Consider the following 19,500-nt stretch of genomic DNA (forward strand, 5'->3'; position numbering starts at 1 on the left):
AAATCAGTTCGGGATTTGACTGCTCGGCTGCCGGAAGGCTGGCACCCTGAAGAATTGTTATGCAGGGAAAAGTAACACTTAAATGGAAAAACGTCCAGTTTTTCAGCTCATTTTGTGCAAAAGCTCAGCAAAGGTTGCCAAAGATCATCTTCAACAACCCGCTGAATCTGTCTAGCAATTACAGGTTTTGTTCAATGAACTCAGCCAGTTGTGCTTTTGACAACGCACCTACTTTAGTACCTGCAACTTCACCGTTCTTGAACAACAACAGGGTAGGAATACCGCGAATGTTGTACTTTGGTGGGGTTTGGTTGTTGTGGTCAACGTTCAGTTTACCGACAGTGATGCGGTCGCCGTATTCATTGGCAATGTCGTCCAAGATTGGGGCGATCATTTTGCATGGACCACACCACTCGGCCCAGAAGTCTACTAATACTGGCTTGTCAGAATTAAGAACATCGCTCTCAAAACTTTCATCACTTAGCTGAACAATTTTGTCACTCATGATAATCTCCGCTGCTGAATTCGCGTGAAATAATAAAACACTATTATTTCTGTTTTTGAATGTTAGCGCAAACTGATATGCTTACGCCATGAGTAAAACACACTTAACAGAGACACGCTTCGCCGATCTCGACCTGCACCCGCAGGTATTGTCCGCACTGGAAAGTGCTGGATTTGAATATTGTACACCGATACAAGCATTGAGCTTACCGATTGCGTTAATCGGAAAAGACGTTGCTGGCCAGGCCCAAACCGGTACTGGTAAAACGATGGCGTTTTTAATTGCAACGTTTACGACGCTGCTTAACAACCCTCGTGACGGTGAGAAACGTTATCCGCGTGCCATTATTATGGCGCCAACGCGTGAGCTTGCTATTCAGATTGCCAATGATGCTGAACTACTCGCGAAGCATTGCGATATGCGCCTTGGCATTGTGTATGGGGGCGAAGGTTACGATTCTCAACGGCAACAGCTCGAAGAAGGCGTTGATATCCTGATTGGCACCACCGGTCGCTTGATTGATTACTACAAGCAAGGCATTTATCAACTCGATAAAATTCAAACGGTCGTTCTTGATGAAGCCGATCGGATGTTCGATTTAGGTTTCATCAAAGATATTCGCTACATGTTCAACAAAATGCCAGCGCCAGGCCAACGTCAAAGTTTGCTGTTTTCGGCGACGTTGTCGCAGCGCGTGCAAGAACTTGCTTATGAGCACATGGATTCGCCGACCAAAGTGGAAATCGAGCCATTGCGTAAAACCGGCGAGCGTATCAGCGAAGAGCTGTTTTATCCGTCGAAGCAAGACAAAATTAAGTTATTGCTGACGCTGATTGAAGAAGATTGGCCTGATAAGGCCATTATTTTCGCCAACACCAAACATACCTGCGAAAAAGTTTACAATTGGCTGGAAGCCGACGGTCATCGTGTTGGTTTGTTAACCGGTGATGTGCCGCAGCGCAAGCGATTGAAAATTCTTGAGCAATTCACCGATGGTGAGCTCGACTTTTTAGTTGCCACCGACGTTGCCGCACGCGGCCTTCACATTCCTGAAGTCAGTCACGTTTATAACTACGATTTGCCGGATGATTTTGAAGATTACGTGCACCGTATAGGTCGTACCGGCCGCGCTGGCGCAAGCGGCAAAGCGGTCAACTTAGCGTGTGAAGAGTATGTTTATAATCTTCCAGCGATTGAAGAGTATATTGGTCATAGCATTCCAGTGACCAAATACGACCCGACAGCACTGTTGACTGATTTAAAAACGCCACGTTCTAATAACCGTCGCCCGCGCGGAGGTCGCCGCAGTAGCGGTGGTAACCAACAGCGACGAAGTGGCGGTGGTCGTAAGCCGGCTCGGTAACTTACCATGACGCAGGACGCACGCTTCGCCGCAATTGATTTAGGCTCTAATAGTTTCCATTTAATTATTGCCACCGTGAAGCGTGACGGCCACTACCGAATTTTAGGTCGTTACCGTCAAAAGGTGCGACTTGCAGACGGTTTCGACGAGCACCTCAGTGTGAATGATGCCGCGATCACTCGCGGCATTGACTGTTTACGCGGGTTTGCCAATCTCCTTAAAAATATTCCCACTGAACGAATTCGTTGTGTTGCCACCGCAACGCTGCGTAAAGCGAGTAATAATGATGTCATGCTTGAGCAGTTCAAACAGGCACTAGGGCACGACATTGAAGTTATTTCTGGTGAGGCTGAAGCGCGCCTGATTTATCAAGGCGCAACCCAGCATTTGTTACACTCAAACAAATCTGTACTCGTGTTAGATATTGGCGGCGCAAGTACTGAAATTATTGTTGGCAGGGGCGTTCATCCAGAGCATTTAGTGAGCCTCGATATGGGGTGTGTCACATGGCAAAACCAATACTTCCCTGAACAAGTTATTAGTGAAGCAGCTTGCGAGAATGCCATAGTGGCTGCTAGCGACCTTATCGCGCCACACGCAACCCGTTTCAAGCAAGCGGGCTGGCAACACGTCAGTGGGGCTTCTGGGACGTTTCGTGCGCTTTATGATATGAACGAGCGAGGCCAACAACTCCCCATGTGTAAAGACTGGCTTCGTGACATTCTTAGCAAAGCCTGTGCTATCGGCCATGTGAGTGGCCTAGGAAAACTAGGTATTCGCCGTGATCGTCAAGCTGTCTTTGTTGGTGGGTTATGTATTTTGATTGCGTTAGTCGAACAGCTCAACATTCAGCGCGTAGAAATTGCTGAGGGAGCTCTTCGAGAGGGTCTGCTTATTGATATGCTGACCCACTCGATGCCGCAATAATTTATTTTTGCTGCAGTTGTTGGGCCGCATACTTCGCAAAGTACGTCAAAATACCGTCGGCACCAGCACGTTTGAAGCCTAACAATGACTCCATAATCACCGCTTCACTTAACCAGCCGTTGGCAATTGCCGCCTGCATCATCGCGTACTCGCCGCTGACTTGGTAGGCAAACGTAGGAACTTTAAAGGTATCTTTTACACGACGCACAATATCAAGGTAAGGCATGCCAGGTTTCACCATGACCATATCGGCACCCTCGTCAATATCCAAAGCGACTTCATGCAGCGCCTCATCAGAATTCGCTGGGTCCATCTGATAGGTTTTCTTGTCACCACCTTTCAAATTTCCAGCTGAGCCAACGGCATCACGGAATGGGCCATAGAATGCCGAAGCATATTTGGCTGAGTACGCCATAATTTGCACATTAATATAACCGTGCTCTTCCAATGCTTCACGAATCGCACCAATACGACCATCCATCATATCGGATGGCGCAACCACATCGGCGCCTGCACGTGCATGAGATAATGCTTGGCGCACTAACGCCTCGGTCGTGATATCGTTTTGGACATAGCCTTGATCATCGATGATGCCGTCTTGTCCGTGTGTCGTGAACGGATCGAGCGCAACGTCAGTAATCACACCAAGTTCAGGCAATTCAGCTTTTATAGCGCGCACTGCACGTTGGGCAAGTCCGTTATCATCCCAAGCCGCCTCAGCAGTCAGTGACTTATCTTCCGCTGGCGTCACTGGAAATAATGCCACAGCGGGAATTCCCAATGCTGCAATTTCTTTGCATTCTGCCACCAACAAATCAATCGATAAACGCTCTACACCTGGCATCGAAGCCACTTTCTCGCGCTGTTTTTCACCCGGCAATACAAATACTGGGTAAATAAAATCAGCAGCACTGAGCTGATTTTCAGCAACCATACGGCGGCTAAAATCGTGACGACGTAAACGGCGCATACGACGGAACGGAAATTGACTGACATGCTGCATAAATTGTCCTTCGCTTATTCAGTTGAGGAAGACGCAGAGCGCTCTTGTTCCACAATAACGCGGATTTGATCGCGTCCAGCAGCTTTCGCTCGATAAAGAGCATCATCGGCCGCGGCTAACAATTGTGTTGGCTGATCATAGACGCCTGCCGCAGCAACCGCAACACCAATACTGACGGTAATATGCATTGGTCCATGATCGGTATCAAAAGGATGCTCACGAACAACCTGTGCCAGCTTCACAGCTAAATCGCGAGCGCCAACTTCGTCTGTATCGGGTAGCAGCAAGGTAAATTCTTCACCACCATAACGATACAAAGTATCGCTAGCGCGGCGAAGGCTACGTTTGAGTAAATTCGCCAAATCAATCAAGATTTGGTCACCTAATAAGTGTCCGTAGCTATCATTGAGTGCTTTAAAATGATCAATATCGAGCATGATTAGCGTTAAACTGGTGCCATTACGTCGACAACGGCGGAATTCACGTTTGAATTCTTGATTTAGGAAACGACGATTATACAGTCCGGTTAAACCATCTTCGTTACTGCGTTGCTCAAGCTCTTGATTTGCCTTCTGCAAACGCACCATAACCCGCTCTAATTGTTCGGTACGCTCCGAAACCATATCTTCAAGTTGATGATTCATTTGCTCTTTCAGTGCGAGCTGCTCTTTACGACCATCATTGAAGCGAATTGCTAGCGCCCAGGACAACAACAAAACTTCAAACGCCGATGCCCCCATAATCGCGTAGCGCTGCACGAATACCGATTCAAACAGGCCCAAATAACCCAACGCGTTGACACAAATTGCGGCCAGCAAGGCGCTTAATGCCAATGTATAAATGCGCGCATAAATGAGTCCGCGACGCCATAGAACAATGCCACTACTTAGCAAAAATGAAGAGCAAACAACAGCTAAAATTAGTACAAATGGAATAAGCATGGCATATGGCACAAATAAGCTTAATACGAACGTGATGCCATATATCACCATGAATCGGCGCAACCAGCGATGGATAGTCATACTATGAATTTTGGTTTGTAGCACGCCCATCGTAACGAGTGTCGCAAATATAATCATGATGCTACCGATCATGGTCACAATGCGATCTTGTAACCATATCCAGTTGGGCCATAAATACTGATACCCAACACCATCAAGACCTGCCATGAGCAAGCCAATAGAGAGTGTATAAGCGGAGTAATTTAAGAAACTGATGTCGCGGGTGACAAGAAAATTAAATAGGTTATAGATAGCCATGCACAGCAATAGCCCAAAATAGAGCCCTGTCGCCGCTACTTGGTACTGATTCGCTTCCATAAAATCAAGTGGTTCCCAAATTTCTAGCGGGAATCGCAACGAGCTCTCAGTTCGCACACGAATATAAATATCATGGGCATCATGCGTCGGTACTGGTACAACAAAGTTCTTATTATGAACCGGACGCTCGTTAAACGGCAGTTGATCACCCATGTGAAGATGCTTCAGCACTTCACCAGACTTCACGAAATAAACATCGATACTATCGAGCAACGGATAGCCAAGATAGAGCATTCTATCAGCGGCGTGCTCATCGACACCGACGCGAAACCAGTATGCTTCTGGTGTATAACCGAACGATACAGCCTCATGCTCGGGTATGGTTTGCCAATCTTGCAGGGGAGAATCTATCAGTTGCTGTAGCGATGTTGTCTCGCTCTCTTGCTGATAGTAAATAAGTGGTTTCGCCGGCTCTGCCCGAGCCTCACACAACGCGCCCCCAAAACACAACACCACCAGTAGAATCATCCACTGCTGGAAAGTTTTGTATGTCATAGCTTCCCTATTTTGTAAAAAAACGAAGGCTGTTTTGCCAAGTTTGGGCAGCTATTTCTCTGACTTCCTGGTGTCTTAGCTGCGCCAAAAATTTACCTATTTCAGGTAAATAACAGGGCTCATTTTGTGCTGGTCGAGGGCGAATCGTTCGCGGTAATAAAAATGGTGCATCCGTTTCTAGTAGCAGACGCTCTGCCGGAATATCCAGCACAGCTTGCTGCAACTCAAGCCCTCGACGTTCGTCACACAGCCAACCTGTTATCCCTATATAACAACCAAGATCGAGATAACGTGCAAGTTCTTTTTTGCCACCAGTAAAACAATGCGCCAACATGCGCGGAATTTCAGATTGGTAACGTGCTAATAATTCACATTGTTGTTGATGGGCATCACGTTCATGTAAATAAACTGGCAACTGCAATTCTGCGGCAAGAGCTAATTGCGCTTCAAATACTTCTAGCTGGGTTTCTTGCGGCGAGTAATTACGATTGAAATCAAGTCCACACTCACCTATGGCGACTACATTGGGGTGCTTTGCGAGCTGTTTGAGTTGAGCGATAAAATCAGATGCGGCGCCGGCGGCATCATGCGGATGAATGCCAACAGTGGCGAGCAGTTGGTCTGGATAGCGCTCGCACAGCGCCACAGCGTCGGCACTTTCCTGTAAGTTCGTACCAATTACGAGCATCTTTTCAACACCAGCAGCGGCGGCGCGTTCAAGCACCGCCTCCACATGACGGAAAAGCTTACCGTTGGTTAAATTGACGCCGCAATCAAACCAGCGCATTACTTGATGCGTTTAACACGCGTACGACGTGGGCTGTCTTCGCGCCCCAGAAAGAAGTAACTACCAAATAACCCGCGCTCAAGATAATACGGCTCGCCTTCTTTAATAGTGAACCGCTCAGCACTGATTTGTTCCCAAACTTGGCCATCCGTTGTTTCAATGGTCAACACGCCCACTTTGTTTCGTGAGTGGCTTGCAATGCGGATATCCATACGATCAGGTTCCGCTGCCTCGGCCTCTTCGTCCGGCAAGTGTTCAAAACCAAACCGTTCACGTTTACTTTGCGCTGTCTCTTTTGATTGCGCTCGACCTTGATTACCAGCTCGCTCTTGAGCTCGCTCAGCGGCAGGGGTGCCAGCTACCGGACTATTATTGTTTGTCACAGCGGTGTTCGAGGATGTGTTTCCTGCCGCAACGTCATCAAAGCAAACGAGACGTTTTAGCGGATTTTTAATAGTTGTACATTGTGCTAACTGTTGCTCTAACGACTGCGCTTGGGCTGGGCTTGAAATCGCCCACATTACCGACATGGCAGCAACTGAAAGAAACACAAACTGCTTGGTCATAATTTAATCCTGATGTTGTTCGGTTTTTGATTCGGTTGAATATAGACCCGCAATCACTAATCCAAGTTCAAACAATAACCACATTGGTATTGCTAACAAGGTTTGCGAAATGACGTCGGGCGGCGTGAGTAACATACCCACAACGAAAGCACCGACAATAATATATGGACGCTTTTTACGCAATGAAGTGACATTGGTGACCCCTGTCCAACACAATAAAATGATGGCAACTGGGGTCTCGAAGGCAATGCCAAAAGCCATGAATATAGTCAGTACAAAATCGAGGTAGCTAGCGATATCGGTTGCAACCGTCACTCCAGTTGGCGCAGCTGAAGCAAAAAAACTAAGCGCAAGCGGAAGTACCACAAAATAAGCGAAAGCTGCGCCAGCATAGAACAGTAGCGTACTACTTGCGAGTAGTGGCACAACCAAACGTTTTTCTTTGCGGTATAACCCAGGTGCAATAAATGCCCAGAGTTGCCACAATAAATAGGGCACGGCAATCGCGATGGAGACCACGAACGCAAGCTTGAAAGGAGTGAAAAATGGCGTTGCAACATCGGTGGCTATCATGCTGGCACCCTGCGGAAGGCTTACCAACATTGGAGCGGCTAATAAATGATAGAGCTCTTCAGCAAAAACGGCTGCCACCACAAAAACTAAGCCAACAGCGATAACACTGCGCAACAGCCGGTTGCGGAGTTCTAGTAAATGATCGAGCAACGGTGACTGACTACTCATGTTTATCGCTATCGTCTTTCTTGGTTACTGCCGCATCGTCATGCTTCGGTGCATACGGGCGCTGCACTTGCTGTGCCGCCGCTTTTAACTCAGCGACAGAGCGCTGTAGCTCTGGCGGCAATTTATCCATGTCTAGTTGTTCGGCTTGCTGCAAATGCTCATGCAATTCTTTAATGCGCAGCTCATGTTTAAGCTCATTCTGCACATTACTTGAGAATTCTCGAACGCTTTTCACTGTGCGCTGCAAGGCACGCAACGCACCCGGCAACCGTTCTGGGCCCAACACGATTAAGCCCAAAATGGCAATCACGATGAGTTCCCAAAAGCCGATATCAAACATGTGTATTACTTATCTTTGTCTTGATCGGCAGCTTGCTGTTTTTGATCCAGCTGTTTTTTGTCTGCGTTATCGTCTGTCGGTTCATCGCTAACAGATTTCTTGAACCCTTTTACTGCAGAGCCCAAATCAGACCCAATGTTGCGTAAACGCTTGGTGCCGAATAACAGCACCACAATCACTAAAATAATCAGTAATTGCCAAAGACTTACTCCACCCATGTCATGCCTCGTTTTCTATGATTTTGTTCGACGCCACAATACTGCGCCGCATAGCACAGCTGTTGCCGCAGTAGATGCAACCAGCCACAGCGGTTGCTCGGTTACATATAAAATTGTGGTACTAATAATCAAGCCACAGGTTACTGCGGCCCAGCCAATTTGACGGCTTTGTCGCTGCTGCGCATCACGCATCTGTGCTAACAGTTGCTGCTGCGCAAGCGCCTGCGGCCGGTGGCTTTTCAGGTAATCATAAAGCAAGGTTGGCATTTCTGGCAGTTTTTCTGCCCAAAACGGTGCGTTTTCTTGTACCGAACGCACTACCGCCCGCCAACCGAGTTGTTCCTTCATCCATTTTTCTAAAAATGGTTTTGCGGTTTGCCACAAATCTAGCTGGGGATAAAGCGTGCGCCCTAAGCCTTCAACGTACAACAACGTTTTTTGCAGCAACACCAACTGCGGCTGCACTTCCATTTCAAAACGCCGAGCCGTATTGAATAAATTCACCAGCACATGACCGAAAGAAATATCCGCTAACGGCTTATTAAATATAGGTTCACAAACCGTGCGAATTGCCGACTCAAACTCTTCAACGTTGATGTGAGCTGGCACCCAGCCTGAATCCACATGCAACTCTGCTACTTTGCGGTAATCACGATTAAAAAACGCCAAGAAATTTTCAGCTAAATAACGTTTATCTTCGCGATTGAGCGTACCCACAATACCGAAATCAATACCGAGATAACTGGGATTATCCGGATTATCGCGCGACACGAAAATGTTGCCCGGATGCATATCTGCATGGAAAAAGCTGTCACGGAAAACCTGCGTGAAAAACACCTCCACGCCGCGCTCGGCAAGAATCTTCATATTCACGCCCATCGCCATCAAGGTATCGACATCACTCACTGGAATACCGTCAATGCGTTCCATCACCATCACATTATGGCGACTATAATCGCTGTATACCGTTGGTATGTAGAGCAGTGGCGAGTTTTCGAAATTACGCTTCAACTGAATGGCATTACCGGCTTCGCGAAGTAAATCCAACTCATCCAGAAGCGTTTTACGGTACTCTTTCACCACTTCTTTCGGCTTCAGCCGACGACCATCGGGCAAATGCCGAGCGAGTATGCCGGCTAGAGTTTCCATTAAACGCAAATCGGCATCAATGTCAGCGCGAATATCCGGACGAATCACTTTAATAACAACTTCAGCGCCCGCATCATCACCTTGCTTTAACCGCGCTGTATGCACCTGAGCAATCGAAGCTGATGCCAACGGCTGTACTGCAAAGTCATCAAATGCGTCATCAATGTGATTTAAGCCTAACGCTTTTTCGATAAGCTGTTGCGCTTGTTCACCAGGGAACGCACGTACTTTGTCCTGTAACTTGGCTAATTCGTTGGCAATATCTGGAGGCAATAAATCGCGGCGTGTCGACAGCATCTGACCAAACTTAACCCACACCGGCCCAAGTGATTCAAGCGCCAATCGCAATCGTTCCCCGGCAGGTTTTTGTTTGTGCTTATTGGGCATCCAAAACAGCCCATAGCGACCAATTCGTAAGCTCCAAGGTAACCAGTGCGCCGGAATAATCTCATCTAACCCGTAGGTTAAAAAGGTCTTCGCAATTTTATAGGCACGGCTAATGCGCTGACTCACGATTAGTTCCCTTTGTCACTTAATGGAAAATTGGTTTTAACATCACGCTCAATGCGATCAAGCTTGGCCCGCAATTGCTGCAGGTGTAATTTAAATTCTTCAAATTCGCTGGTGCTCACTAACACACGTTTTTCTTCAATCAACACATCGCGAACCCAAGCTTGCTGATCAGCTAACGCTTGCTGAAGCCACTGTTTTCCGCGTAAGAAAGCTTGGCTGATAAAATGCGCAGGTACATCGCCTAAACGCAGCGCTAACTGTTCCTGCCAATCGATATCGAGTTCTACGAATAATTTACTAAATTGCTGCGCCAACATTGGGTCACCGTCGATATCGAGCGCATCCGCTTTGATTAAACGGGTGATATTAGCGGTGTCGCGCAATTCTGGCAGTACTGCGAGGCGCGTCATGATATGACAATCAACCGTGTCGGTATCCACCCAACTTAATACAACGCCGTCGGCTAACGCGGTGACGGTGAATGGCTTACCCAACTCATGCAGGGTCACACGAACACGTTTGTCGGCGAGTTTGCGCAGTCGCTCTGGCGATTGCGCATCTAAACTGAGTAGATGATTCGCAAAAGCTTCCGCCGCACCTGTCGGAAAGACCGTCCACAACATCAGAATTTAAACCCGCGGTGCATCGCCACAATACCACCGGTCAAATTGTCATAGGTGACTTGGTCATAGCCGGCTTTTTCCATCATCCCTTTCAGTGTTTCTTGGTCAGGATGCATGCGAATTGATTCCGCGAGGTATTGATAACTGTCGGCATCACCTGCAACGAGTTGTCCCATTTTCGGCAATACATTAAACGAATAAAAATCGTAAGCTTGATTCAACAAAGGTTGCACCGGCTTCGAAAATTCAAGCACTAACAAACGTCCGCCTGGCTTCAACACGCGAAACATCGATTCCAGAGCTTTTTGCTTGTCGGTGACGTTACGCAAACCAAAGGCGATGGTGATAATGTCGAAGCTATCATCAGCAAACGGCAACTCTTCAGCGTTCGCCTGCACATAGCGTACATTGCCAACAATGCCGCGGTTGCGAAGTTTATCGCGCCCCACTTCGAGCATCGCATCGTTAATATCGGCTAATACAACTTCGCCAGTTGGCCCTACACGACGCGAAAATTGCGCGGTTAGGTCACCCGTACCGCCCGCAATATCAAGTACTTTCATGCCAGTGCGAACACCACTGCAATCAATGGTGTAGCGCTTCCATAAGCGATGAATGCCAAACGACATCAGATCGTTCATCACATCGTATTTCTGCGCCACGGAATTAAACACATTGGCGACTAAACTTTGCTTTTCGGTTTTCGCGACTTGTTTATAACCAAAGTCGATAGTGTCTTGATTCGATTCTTTCATGTTTAAACCTTTTTCAGCATCTGCCGCTAGTGTACTACGAAATCAAGCCTGGGCGTAGTGATCACGTCGTGGTAACCAGCGTTGGATCAATGCATCGGCTGTTTGTGGGTAGCGTTCCCAAATTGTGTGCGCAAGTTGCTGTACTTGATCAATTAAATGACTATGTTTGACCAAGTCAGCCACTTTCATTTCTGTTAAACCTGTTTGCTTTTGCCCCAGCAATTCGCCCGGGCCACGAAGCTCTAAATCACGCTGTGCAATGACAAAACCGTCACTGCTATCGCGCAATACGGCCAACCTTTTCGTCGCCGTTTTTGACAGCGGTGCATGATAAAGCAAGACGCAATGACTTGCGGCAGCACCGCGACCAACACGACCGCGCAACTGGTGCAATTGAGCCAAGCCGAGCCGCTCAGGGTTCTCTATAATCATTAAGCTCGCATTTGGCACATCAACCCCCACTTCAATGACAGTTGTGGCAACCAGTAAATCGAGTTCATGCGCTTTAAATGCCGCCATCACGGCTTCTTTCTCTTGGCTTTTCAACCGACCGTGAACCAAACCAATACGCAAGTTCGGTAACGCTTCTTGTAATTGCGTCGCCGTATCTTCCGCAGCTTGGCACTGCAGCGCCTCTGATTCTTCAATCAACGTACATACCCAATACGCTTGTCGGCCCTGTTCGGTGCACACTTGATGCACGCGCTCAATCACCTGGTCGCGACGCGTATCAGGAATTGCGACGGTGGTAACTGGGGTGCGCCCTGGTGGTAGCTCGTCAATAATCGATGTTGCTAAGTCGGCATAGGCCGTCATGGCTAACGTTCTCGGAATTGGCGTTGCTGTCATGATCAGTTGGTGTGGTTGATACCCTTGTACAACACCTTTTTGGCGCAATTCTAAACGTTGGTGCACCCCAAAACGGTGCTGTTCATCAATAATCACCAGCGCTAAGTTGTGGTAATTCACATCGGCCTGAAAGAGTGCATGCGTACCAACAATAAACTGCACCTCACCGCTGGCGATGACTGCGAGGTTTTCTTGGCGTTCTTTCGTCTTTTGTTTGCCGGCAAGCCAACCCACACGCACACCTAAGGGTTCGAGCCACTGCCGAAAGGTCAGCGCATGTTGCTCAGCGAGAATTTCGGTTGGCGCCATCAACGCAACTTGATAGCCCTGCCCGATAGCCGTTAATGCGGCCAGAGCTGCTACCAAGGTTTTACCCGAACCAACATCGCCTTGCACAAGTCGCATCATCGGAAAATTGAGTGCTAAATCGTGCTGAATTTCTTGTACGACGCGCTGTTGCGCCCCGGTTGGCTTAAATGGAAGTTGCGCCAGAAATTCTTGTTCAAGCTCGGTGTTCACTTGCAATGATCGAGCCTGATGCGCCTGTTTTACGGCACGTAATTTCAACAGGCTCAACTGATGTGCCAATAATTCTTCAGCAGCTAGGCGTGTTTGAGCGGGATGAGTACCTTCGGTGAGTTGTTGCAAGCTGACATCAAGCGGTGGCCGATGCAATGTCTGCAGGGCTTGCGCTAAGCTAATGCCGCCCGGACGTAATTGCTCTGGCAGCAATTCAGGTAAAGCTTGCTCATTTAAGTAAGTGAGCGCTTGTTCACTTATTTTTCGCAGCGTTGCTTGCTGCACCCCTTCAGTCGCGGGATAAACTGGCGTTAAAGCCTCTTCGCCAAGCTGCGGCGCAGCACCTTCTAGGATTTTATATTCGGGATGAATCATGTCTGGGCCGTTAATGCCACGTCGTACTTCACCGAATAATTGTAATTGTGTGCCTTGCGCAAACTGTTTCAGTTGCGCGGCTGAGAATTGAAAAAATACCAAGTTTAGAACGCCGCTCGCGTCACGTACTCGCACCTTGAGCATACGTCGTCGCCCATAGGCCACTTCAGCTTTTACCACCTCAGCAATCACCGTAGCACTGGTACCAGCCTGTAATGCCGCAATGGGATAGATTCGCGAGCGATCTTCATAGCGCAAAGGTAAATGCAATAAAACGTCCTGCACGTTCACCAAACCAAGCTTCTCAAGCTTTGCTTGGAGCTTTGGTCCCACGCCTTTTAGCGCGCTTAATGGAATTCGATGCAGGCCGTCTGAAGTCATCGCTTAGCACTCCGAATCTGTTGCCACCAAGCTTCATCGGCAGCTATTTGACCTTGCTCATCAAGCTGTGGATAGGGAATATCATTGAGTCGACAAAGTCGCGCAAAAATCGGATGCCCGCCTTCAAATAACACACGCTGCCGCTCAGCTTCTGGTAGTGTTGGCCGTTGATAGCACCCTGCAGCTTCACGTTGGCGCTGCGCTTCATACATAATCACGGCAGCTGCAACCGATACATTGAGTGACTCAGCCATACCAACCATCGGAATAATAATTTGATGGTCAGCCGCAGCGATAGCTTCAGGTGTGACGCCACGGCGTTCTTGTCCTAAGATAATCGCCGTGGGTTTGGTATAATCTATGGTTCGAAAATCAACAGCTTGATCAGACAAATTGGTAACCAGAATTTGTTTGCCCTCATTACGCAACTGATCAATGGCCGGCTGCAAGCCATCATGATGATTAACCTTCACCCACTTTTCGCTGCCGACAGCGGCGCCACGTGTCATTCGAAAATGGCGCTCGTACCAAATAGCGTGTACTTCATGCACACCAACGGCATCGGCAGTGCGAACTAAAGCAGCTAAATTATGATTTTTATGGACACTCTCCAAACACAACGTAAGATCAGGTTGACGCTGGTCTAACAGTTGCGAAATACGTGCGAAGCGCTCCGGCGACATGATGATTTCCAACTATTTTTTATTTAAAACTGAGGCAAGTATAACGGCATGCGAGAGTTATCCATAGTATTTCGCCATCCTGATTTTTATGTTCTGGACAAGCCCGCCGGTGCACCAATGCATGCCAACGATAACGAGCTCAGTGTGGTGCATCAACTGAGCAAGCAGCTTGGTGAACCATTATGGCCGGTGCATCGCTTAGACACCCCAACATCCGGCGCCTTGTTAGTTGCTCGTCATCATGACGCAGCTGCTGCACTAAGTGGCCTGTTCGCTCACCGCGAAATGCAAAAATACTATCTTGCAATTAGCGCCGGCAAGCCAAAGAAAAAGCAGGGATTAATTAGCGGTGATATGCAAAAGGTTCGCCGCGGTAATTGGCGTTTACTTCATAGCCAAGAAAATCCAGCCCAAACCCGTTTTATCAGTCACTCACTTAAACCAGGCTATCGCTTTTATGTGCTGAAACCGATCACTGGGCGTACTCATCAGCTACGTGTTGCCCTAAAAAGCCTAGGCGTGCCTATTTGCGGCGATGAACGTTACGGCGGCGAAGTTGCTGAGCATCTTCATTTACATGCTTGGAAGTTACACTTTCACTATGCCGGCGAGACATTTAATATCACCGTTCCGTGGCCAAGCTACGAACATTTCGCTGACTTACCTGCCGATATCGAGATATTCTGATTAATTCACACGCTGTACGACCATAGTTGCGCTTGGCAATACAACCATAAAAGCGGCATACTCATTTCACGTTTGTTTTTTAACCCAAAGGTAGTTGCCATGAAACACAGTCTCTTAAATTTAGCGCTCATTACAGCGCTTGGTTCTTTCGCTGGTGCAGCAGAAGCCCAACAACCAGTGCAAATTGGTGCCGATCTCGAACAGAAAGTCATCGAGTGGCGTCGCGACTTGCACCAACATCCAGAATTAAGTAATCGCGAATTTCGCACTGCTAAAGTCATCACTGAACACCTGAAGACGCTTGGCTTAGAAGTACAAACCGGCGTTGCTCATACCGGTGTTGTTGGCTTACTTAAAGGTGCCAAGCCTGGCCCTACTATTGCACTACGCGCCGATATGGATGCATTACCGGTCACCGAGTTAACCGACGTGCCGTTTGCTTCAAAAGCAATTTCTGAGTACCGCGGTAAAGAAGTTGGCGTGATGCATGCGTGTGGTCATGACTTGCACGTGGCGATGTTGATGGGCGCCGCTGAAAAACTAACGGCGATGCGCGACCAACTTGCAGGCAACGTCGTCTTTATCTTCCAGCCGGCTGAAGAGGGAGCACCTGCAGGTGAAGAGGGCGGTGCAGAACTGATGCTCAAAGAAGGCCTATTCAAGCAATACCAGCCAGAAGCGGTGTTTGGTATTCACGTTTGGTCAGCCGGAAATACCGGAGAAATCGGTTATCGTGAAGGGCCTCTAATGGCTTCATCAGACCGTTTCGAAATTAATGTGAAAGGTCGCCAAACTCACGGTTCACGCCCATGGGGCGGGGTTGATCCGATTGTTGCTGCAGGCCAAATTATCAGTAACACCCAAAGCATTGTGTCTCGCCAAGTGGATATCACGAAAGCGCCAGCGGTTGTGAGTTTTGGCATTGTTGAAGGCGGTGTGCGCAACAACATCATTCCTGACGAAGTTTACTTAGAAGGTACGATTCGCAACTTTGATATGGATAACCGCGCGCAAATTTTTGAGAACTTGAAAGCCACCGCAGAGCATACTGCGAAAGCCAGTGGCGCTGAAGCCCATGTACATATTGACGAGGGTTATCCTGTCACCATCAATGATCCTGAACTGACCCGCAAAATGCTACCAACCATGCAACGCGTTGCTGGAACCGACAATGTGAAAGTGAATGCGTTAGTAACCGGCGCTGAAGACTTCTCGTTCTATGCGTTGGAAGTACCTGGATTATTCGTGTTCCTAGGGATTACTCCTGAGGGACAAGATCCAGCGGAAGCACCAAGCAACCACTCACCGTATTTCTATGCTGACGAAGATGCATTGAAAACGGGCACCGAGCTTTATGTGAACTGGGTGTTCGATTACGCCAAACTCAAGTAACTTCTCTGAACAAGAATAAAAAAGGCCCAAATTATTGGGCCTTTTTCGTTTTCGCTTTGCGACTACTGTGATTTCAGCATCTCGCGTATCACCTTCTTATCGATTTTACCGACGCTGGTTCGAGGAATTTCCTCCACCACTTTCACCGTATCTGGCACGTACCACTTCTCAATCAGACCTTCATCGATATATTGCTGCATGTGCGCAACGACCGCTTCGCGATCTACTTTGGTACCAGCTCGTGCGGTGACAATGGCATGCGGACGCTCGCCCCACTCATCATCAGGCAAGCCAATCACTGCTGCCAACTCGATATCTGGATGCTTACTGATTAAGTTTTCAATATCGAGCGAAGATACCCACTCCCCACCTGTTTTAATCACATCTTTGATACGATCACGAATTTGTAGGGTGTAGGTGCTATCGATAGTGCCGACGTCGCCGGTATGCATCCACCCATTTTCCCATAGCTCTTGGCTTTTCTCTGGCTCATTTAAATAACCCTGCGTGAGCCACGGTGTGCGCACCACCACTTCGCCCATCGCCTCGCCATCATGCGGCAAGAAGCGACCTTTACTATCAATAATGCGCATATTCACAAACGGTACCGGACGACCTGTTTTAATTCGTTCAGCGACTTGTTGATCATGGCTAAACTCAGCGGCATTCAACGGCATCCATGTGGTGCTTAACAGCGGGCAGGTTTCGGACATGCCGTAGCCAGTATAAATCTCGATACCTCGCTCTAATGCGGCACTCGCGAGACCAGCTGTTAATGCGCTGCCGCCAATAAGGACTTGCCAGCCGCTAAAATCAATAGCCTTCGCTTTTTCACTACTCAGCACCATTTGTAAAATAGTTGGTACACAGTGAGAAAACGTCACTTTTTCGGTCATAAATAACTTCAACAAGGTTGCCGGTTCGTAACGACCTGGGTATACCTGCTTTAAGCCCATCATCGTTGCCACATATGGCACACCCCATGCGTGCACATGGAACATCGGCGTGATAGGCATGTACACGCTTGATGCTTGCATCAACTGCATGTTGTCATTCATCGAGGTGGTCGCTGCCAGCGCCATGGTATGCAGCACGAGTTGTCGGTGTGAGAAATAGACGCCTTTGGGGTTGCCAGTGGTTCCCGTGGTATAGAACGTGGTGGCAATCGCATTTTCATCAAAATCGGGAAAATCGAAATCTGGTAATGCGCCGCGCATCAAATCTTCGTATTCACCTTCAGTACTCAACGGTGATTCTGGTGGCGTGTCTGAATCGCTCAATTGAATATACTTTTCAACCGTCATTAACTCGTGTTTCACTTTCGCCAAGAGCGGTAGAAAATCATCGTGAGCCAACACCACTTTGTCTTCAGCATGGTTCATGGTGTAGACAATTTGCTCGGGCGCCAATCGCACGTTGACGGTGTGTAACACAGCGCCAATCATTGGAATGGCAAAGAAACACTCAAGGTAACGTGGCGTATCCCAATCGAGAACCGCCACCACATCACCGGCCTTTACGCCGGCTTCGGTTAAAACGTTCGCAAGCCGGCAAACTCGTTCATTAAACTCTTGATAGCTGTAGCGTTTGCCATTGTTACCACCCACAATTTCATTATCGCCCGCATAGCGTTGGCTTGAGAGCAGTAACTGCTTAATGAGTAGAGGATATTGATATGCCTCTTCAGTTGGTTTCAGTAATTTTACCGGCATAATGATTCCTTGTTGTTCTGTATTTTTTGTTACCACTTACGGGTCACTTCATAAATATCGGTACGGCGATCTTTCAAGTTCGTCACCGAACCTTCGTGATGTAAATATCGCAATTCATCTAAGTTCAGATCAGAAAAAATGAGCTGCTCAGTATTCGGCGTGGTTTCGGCCAAAATCGCATCATATGGAAACGCAAAATCCGACGGCGAGAAAACCGCTGACTGCGCATATTGAACATCGAGACTCTCAACCTGCGGCAAGTTACCAACGCTACCGCAAGTCACCACGTAACATTCGTTTTCAACGGCGCGGGCTTGAGCGCAATGACGCACGCGCAAATAAGCGTTACGAGTATCGGTCCAGAACGGCACAAATAGAATTTCTAAGCCTTCGTTTGCCATCAAGCGACCCAGTTCAGGAAATTCGACGTCGTAACAGATCAAAATACCCACTTTACCGGCATCTGTATCGAAAACACGTACCTGATCGCCACCTTCAATTACCCAGTCACGCTTCTCATGCGGGGTCACATGAATTTTACGTTGTTCCTCTACCGTTCCATCACGACGACACAGATACGAAACGTTATAAATGACATCGTCTTCATTAATCGGCATTGAGCCGGTAATAATATTGACGTTGTAGCTCACGGCCATTTGTGACATTTCACGCTTAAAGCGCTCAGTGAATCCCGCTAAGAAACGAATCGCGTCTTTTTGCTGACTCTGGTCAGTTAAACCCATTAACGGCGCGTTGAAAAACTCAGGGAAAACCGCGAAGTCACTCTGATAACTTGAAATGGCATCGACGAAATACTCCACTTGGCGAAGCATTTCTTCAACCGAGTCAATTTCACGCATTTGCCACTGTACCGCACCTACTCGCACATTACGGATACGTGAGCCAAGAATATTGTCCGATGGCTCATACAAGAAGTTATTCCATTCCAACAGGGTAGCAAAACCCACTGAACGTTTATCTTCCGGCAAGTACTTACCCAATAAACGTTTGACGGTGAAGTCATTTGCTAGCTGGAAGGTCAAAATTGGGTCATAGATTTCTCGGCGATGCACCGCCTCAATATATTGCCCTGGCGTCATCTCATCGGCATATTTATGGAAGTTCACAATCCGGCCACCGGCAAGAATCGCCTTTAGGTTAGACTGCCGACAAAGTTCTTTACGCGCATCATACAAGCGTCGGCCAAGGCGGTAACCACGATAATCCGGGTGAATTAAGACATCTAGGCCATAAATGGCATCACCCTTGCGATCATTCAGAATATTCTCCCGCGCATCCATTAAATCATCGTAAGTATGCGGGTTACTAAAGCGGGCGTATTTCACCTTCACCGTCAGCGCAACGCCAACAAGTTGTCCATTGTCTTCAAGACAAATTTGGCCCTCGGGAAATTCTTGAACCAATTTCAAAATGGTATGCTCACCCCAAGCCCCACCAATATCGGGATAAACCTTATCCATCAAGGCCTTTAATTGTGGGTAATCTTCTTTGCGAAGATTGCGTAACTGTAAGTGAAGTTCATCCGGGCTCATAGACATCCTTTGTGGTTCTGTGTACAACTTGAATTAAAGGTAAGC

At 47.9% G+C, this 19,500-nt stretch carries 19 protein-coding genes; 4 read left to right on the forward strand and 15 right to left on the reverse strand.

Annotation, left to right across the window (positions count from 1 at the left end; all coding sequences use genetic code 11):
• Positions 1 to 178: 178 nt before the first annotated feature.
• Complete coding sequence (gene trxA, locus D3795_RS07340) at positions 179 to 505, reverse strand: thioredoxin TrxA (protein WP_092857136.1); 327 nt, start codon at positions 503 to 505, stop codon at positions 179 to 181.
• A gap of 88 nt (positions 506 to 593) precedes the next feature.
• Here trxA and rhlB point away from each other — a divergent pair, with 88 nt between their 5' ends.
• Both rhlB and D3795_RS07350 read left to right on the forward strand, forming a co-directional pair.
• The gene (gene rhlB / locus D3795_RS07345) at positions 594 to 1,868 is read left to right on the forward strand and encodes an ATP-dependent RNA helicase RhlB (protein WP_156267510.1); all 1,275 of its coding nucleotides are present in this window, start codon (positions 594 to 596) and stop codon (positions 1,866 to 1,868) included.
• Positions 1,869 to 1,874: 6 nt separating this feature from the next.
• Positions 1,875 to 2,795 carry a Ppx/GppA family phosphatase gene (locus tag D3795_RS07350; RefSeq protein ID WP_156267512.1) on the forward strand — a complete coding sequence of 307 codons (921 nt, stop codon included), beginning with the start codon at positions 1,875 to 1,877 and terminating at the stop codon, positions 2,793 to 2,795.
• Position 2,796: 1 nt separating this feature from the next.
• On the opposite strand, the gene hemB is transcribed toward D3795_RS07350, so the two are convergent.
• From hemB to trmH, 12 genes are read right to left on the reverse strand one after another with little or no spacing between them, the layout of a single operon-like run.
• Positions 2,797 to 3,798: a porphobilinogen synthase gene (gene hemB, locus D3795_RS07355; RefSeq protein WP_156267514.1), complete on the reverse strand. Its 1,002-nt coding sequence runs from the start codon at positions 3,796 to 3,798 to the stop codon at positions 2,797 to 2,799.
• Positions 3,799 to 3,812: 14 nt separating this feature from the next.
• The gene (locus tag D3795_RS07360) at positions 3,813 to 5,612 is read right to left on the reverse strand and encodes a sensor domain-containing diguanylate cyclase (RefSeq protein WP_156267516.1); all 1,800 of its coding nucleotides are present in this window, start codon (positions 5,610 to 5,612) and stop codon (positions 3,813 to 3,815) included.
• Between the two features lie 7 nt (positions 5,613 to 5,619).
• Entirely contained in the window at positions 5,620 to 6,399 is a 780-nt protein-coding gene (locus D3795_RS07365; protein WP_156267518.1) for a TatD family hydrolase, read from the reverse strand.
• Positions 6,399 to 6,965 carry a hypothetical protein gene (locus tag D3795_RS07370; RefSeq protein WP_156267519.1) on the reverse strand — a complete coding sequence of 189 codons (567 nt, stop codon included), beginning with the start codon at positions 6,963 to 6,965 and terminating at the stop codon, positions 6,399 to 6,401. Before D3795_RS07370 ends, D3795_RS07365 begins: the two co-directional genes overlap by 1 nt.
• A 3-nt stretch (positions 6,966 to 6,968) precedes the next feature.
• Complete coding sequence (gene tatC, locus D3795_RS07375; protein WP_156267520.1) at positions 6,969 to 7,706, reverse strand: twin-arginine translocase subunit TatC; 738 nt, start codon at positions 7,704 to 7,706, stop codon at positions 6,969 to 6,971.
• The gene (gene tatB, locus D3795_RS07380) at positions 7,699 to 8,046 is read right to left on the reverse strand and encodes a Sec-independent protein translocase protein TatB (protein ID WP_156267522.1); all 348 of its coding nucleotides are present in this window, start codon (positions 8,044 to 8,046) and stop codon (positions 7,699 to 7,701) included. The genes tatC and tatB overlap by 8 nt, the downstream gene beginning before the upstream one ends.
• A 5-nt stretch (positions 8,047 to 8,051) precedes the next feature.
• On the reverse strand, positions 8,052 to 8,264 hold the full coding sequence (tatA, locus tag D3795_RS07385; protein WP_156267524.1) for a Sec-independent protein translocase subunit TatA: 213 nt from the start codon (positions 8,262 to 8,264) through the stop codon (positions 8,052 to 8,054).
• 15 nt (positions 8,265 to 8,279) lie between these two features.
• Positions 8,280 to 9,926 carry a ubiquinone biosynthesis regulatory protein kinase UbiB gene (gene ubiB / locus D3795_RS07390; protein WP_156267526.1) on the reverse strand — a complete coding sequence of 549 codons (1,647 nt, stop codon included), beginning with the start codon at positions 9,924 to 9,926 and terminating at the stop codon, positions 8,280 to 8,282.
• A gap of 2 nt (positions 9,927 to 9,928) precedes the next feature.
• Complete coding sequence (locus D3795_RS07395; RefSeq protein ID WP_156267528.1) at positions 9,929 to 10,549, reverse strand: ubiquinone biosynthesis accessory factor UbiJ; 621 nt, start codon at positions 10,547 to 10,549, stop codon at positions 9,929 to 9,931.
• Positions 10,549 to 11,304, reverse strand: a complete 756-nt coding sequence (gene ubiE, locus D3795_RS07400) for a bifunctional demethylmenaquinone methyltransferase/2-methoxy-6-polyprenyl-1,4-benzoquinol methylase UbiE (RefSeq protein ID WP_156267530.1) — start codon at positions 11,302 to 11,304, stop codon at positions 10,549 to 10,551. Before ubiE ends, D3795_RS07395 begins: the two co-directional genes overlap by 1 nt.
• Before the next feature lie 42 nt (positions 11,305 to 11,346).
• Positions 11,347 to 13,428 carry an ATP-dependent DNA helicase RecG gene (gene recG / locus D3795_RS07405; RefSeq protein ID WP_156267532.1) on the reverse strand — a complete coding sequence of 694 codons (2,082 nt, stop codon included), beginning with the start codon at positions 13,426 to 13,428 and terminating at the stop codon, positions 11,347 to 11,349.
• Complete coding sequence (trmH, locus tag D3795_RS07410) at positions 13,425 to 14,111, reverse strand: tRNA (guanosine(18)-2'-O)-methyltransferase TrmH (protein ID WP_156267534.1); 687 nt, start codon at positions 14,109 to 14,111, stop codon at positions 13,425 to 13,427. The genes recG and trmH overlap by 4 nt, the downstream gene beginning before the upstream one ends.
• A gap of 48 nt (positions 14,112 to 14,159) precedes the next feature.
• Here trmH and D3795_RS07415 point away from each other — a divergent pair, with 48 nt between their 5' ends.
• Positions 14,160 to 14,798: a TIGR01621 family pseudouridine synthase gene (locus tag D3795_RS07415; protein ID WP_156267536.1), complete on the forward strand. Its 639-nt coding sequence runs from the start codon at positions 14,160 to 14,162 to the stop codon at positions 14,796 to 14,798.
• 99 nt (positions 14,799 to 14,897) lie between these two features.
• Positions 14,898 to 16,190 (forward strand): M20 family metallopeptidase, encoded by a 1,293-nt coding sequence (locus D3795_RS07420; protein ID WP_156267538.1) that lies wholly within the window; start codon positions 14,898 to 14,900, stop codon positions 16,188 to 16,190.
• Positions 16,191 to 16,252: 62 nt separating this feature from the next.
• Here D3795_RS07420 and D3795_RS07425 read toward each other — a convergent pair whose 3' ends face one another.
• Together D3795_RS07425 and D3795_RS07430 are read right to left on the reverse strand one after the other, a co-directional pair.
• Positions 16,253 to 17,902, reverse strand: coding sequence for a fatty acid--CoA ligase (locus D3795_RS07425; protein WP_310942429.1), 1,650 nt, complete (start codon positions 17,900 to 17,902; stop codon positions 16,253 to 16,255).
• 29 nt (positions 17,903 to 17,931) lie between these two features.
• Complete coding sequence (locus D3795_RS07430) at positions 17,932 to 19,455, reverse strand: carbon-nitrogen hydrolase family protein (RefSeq protein WP_156267540.1); 1,524 nt, start codon at positions 19,453 to 19,455, stop codon at positions 17,932 to 17,934.
• Between the last annotated feature and the right edge of the window lie 45 nt (positions 19,456 to 19,500).

This window comes from Pseudidiomarina andamanensis, assembly GCF_009734345.1.
In the GTDB taxonomy this organism is placed as follows: domain Bacteria; phylum Pseudomonadota; class Gammaproteobacteria; order Enterobacterales; family Alteromonadaceae; genus Pseudidiomarina; species Pseudidiomarina andamanensis.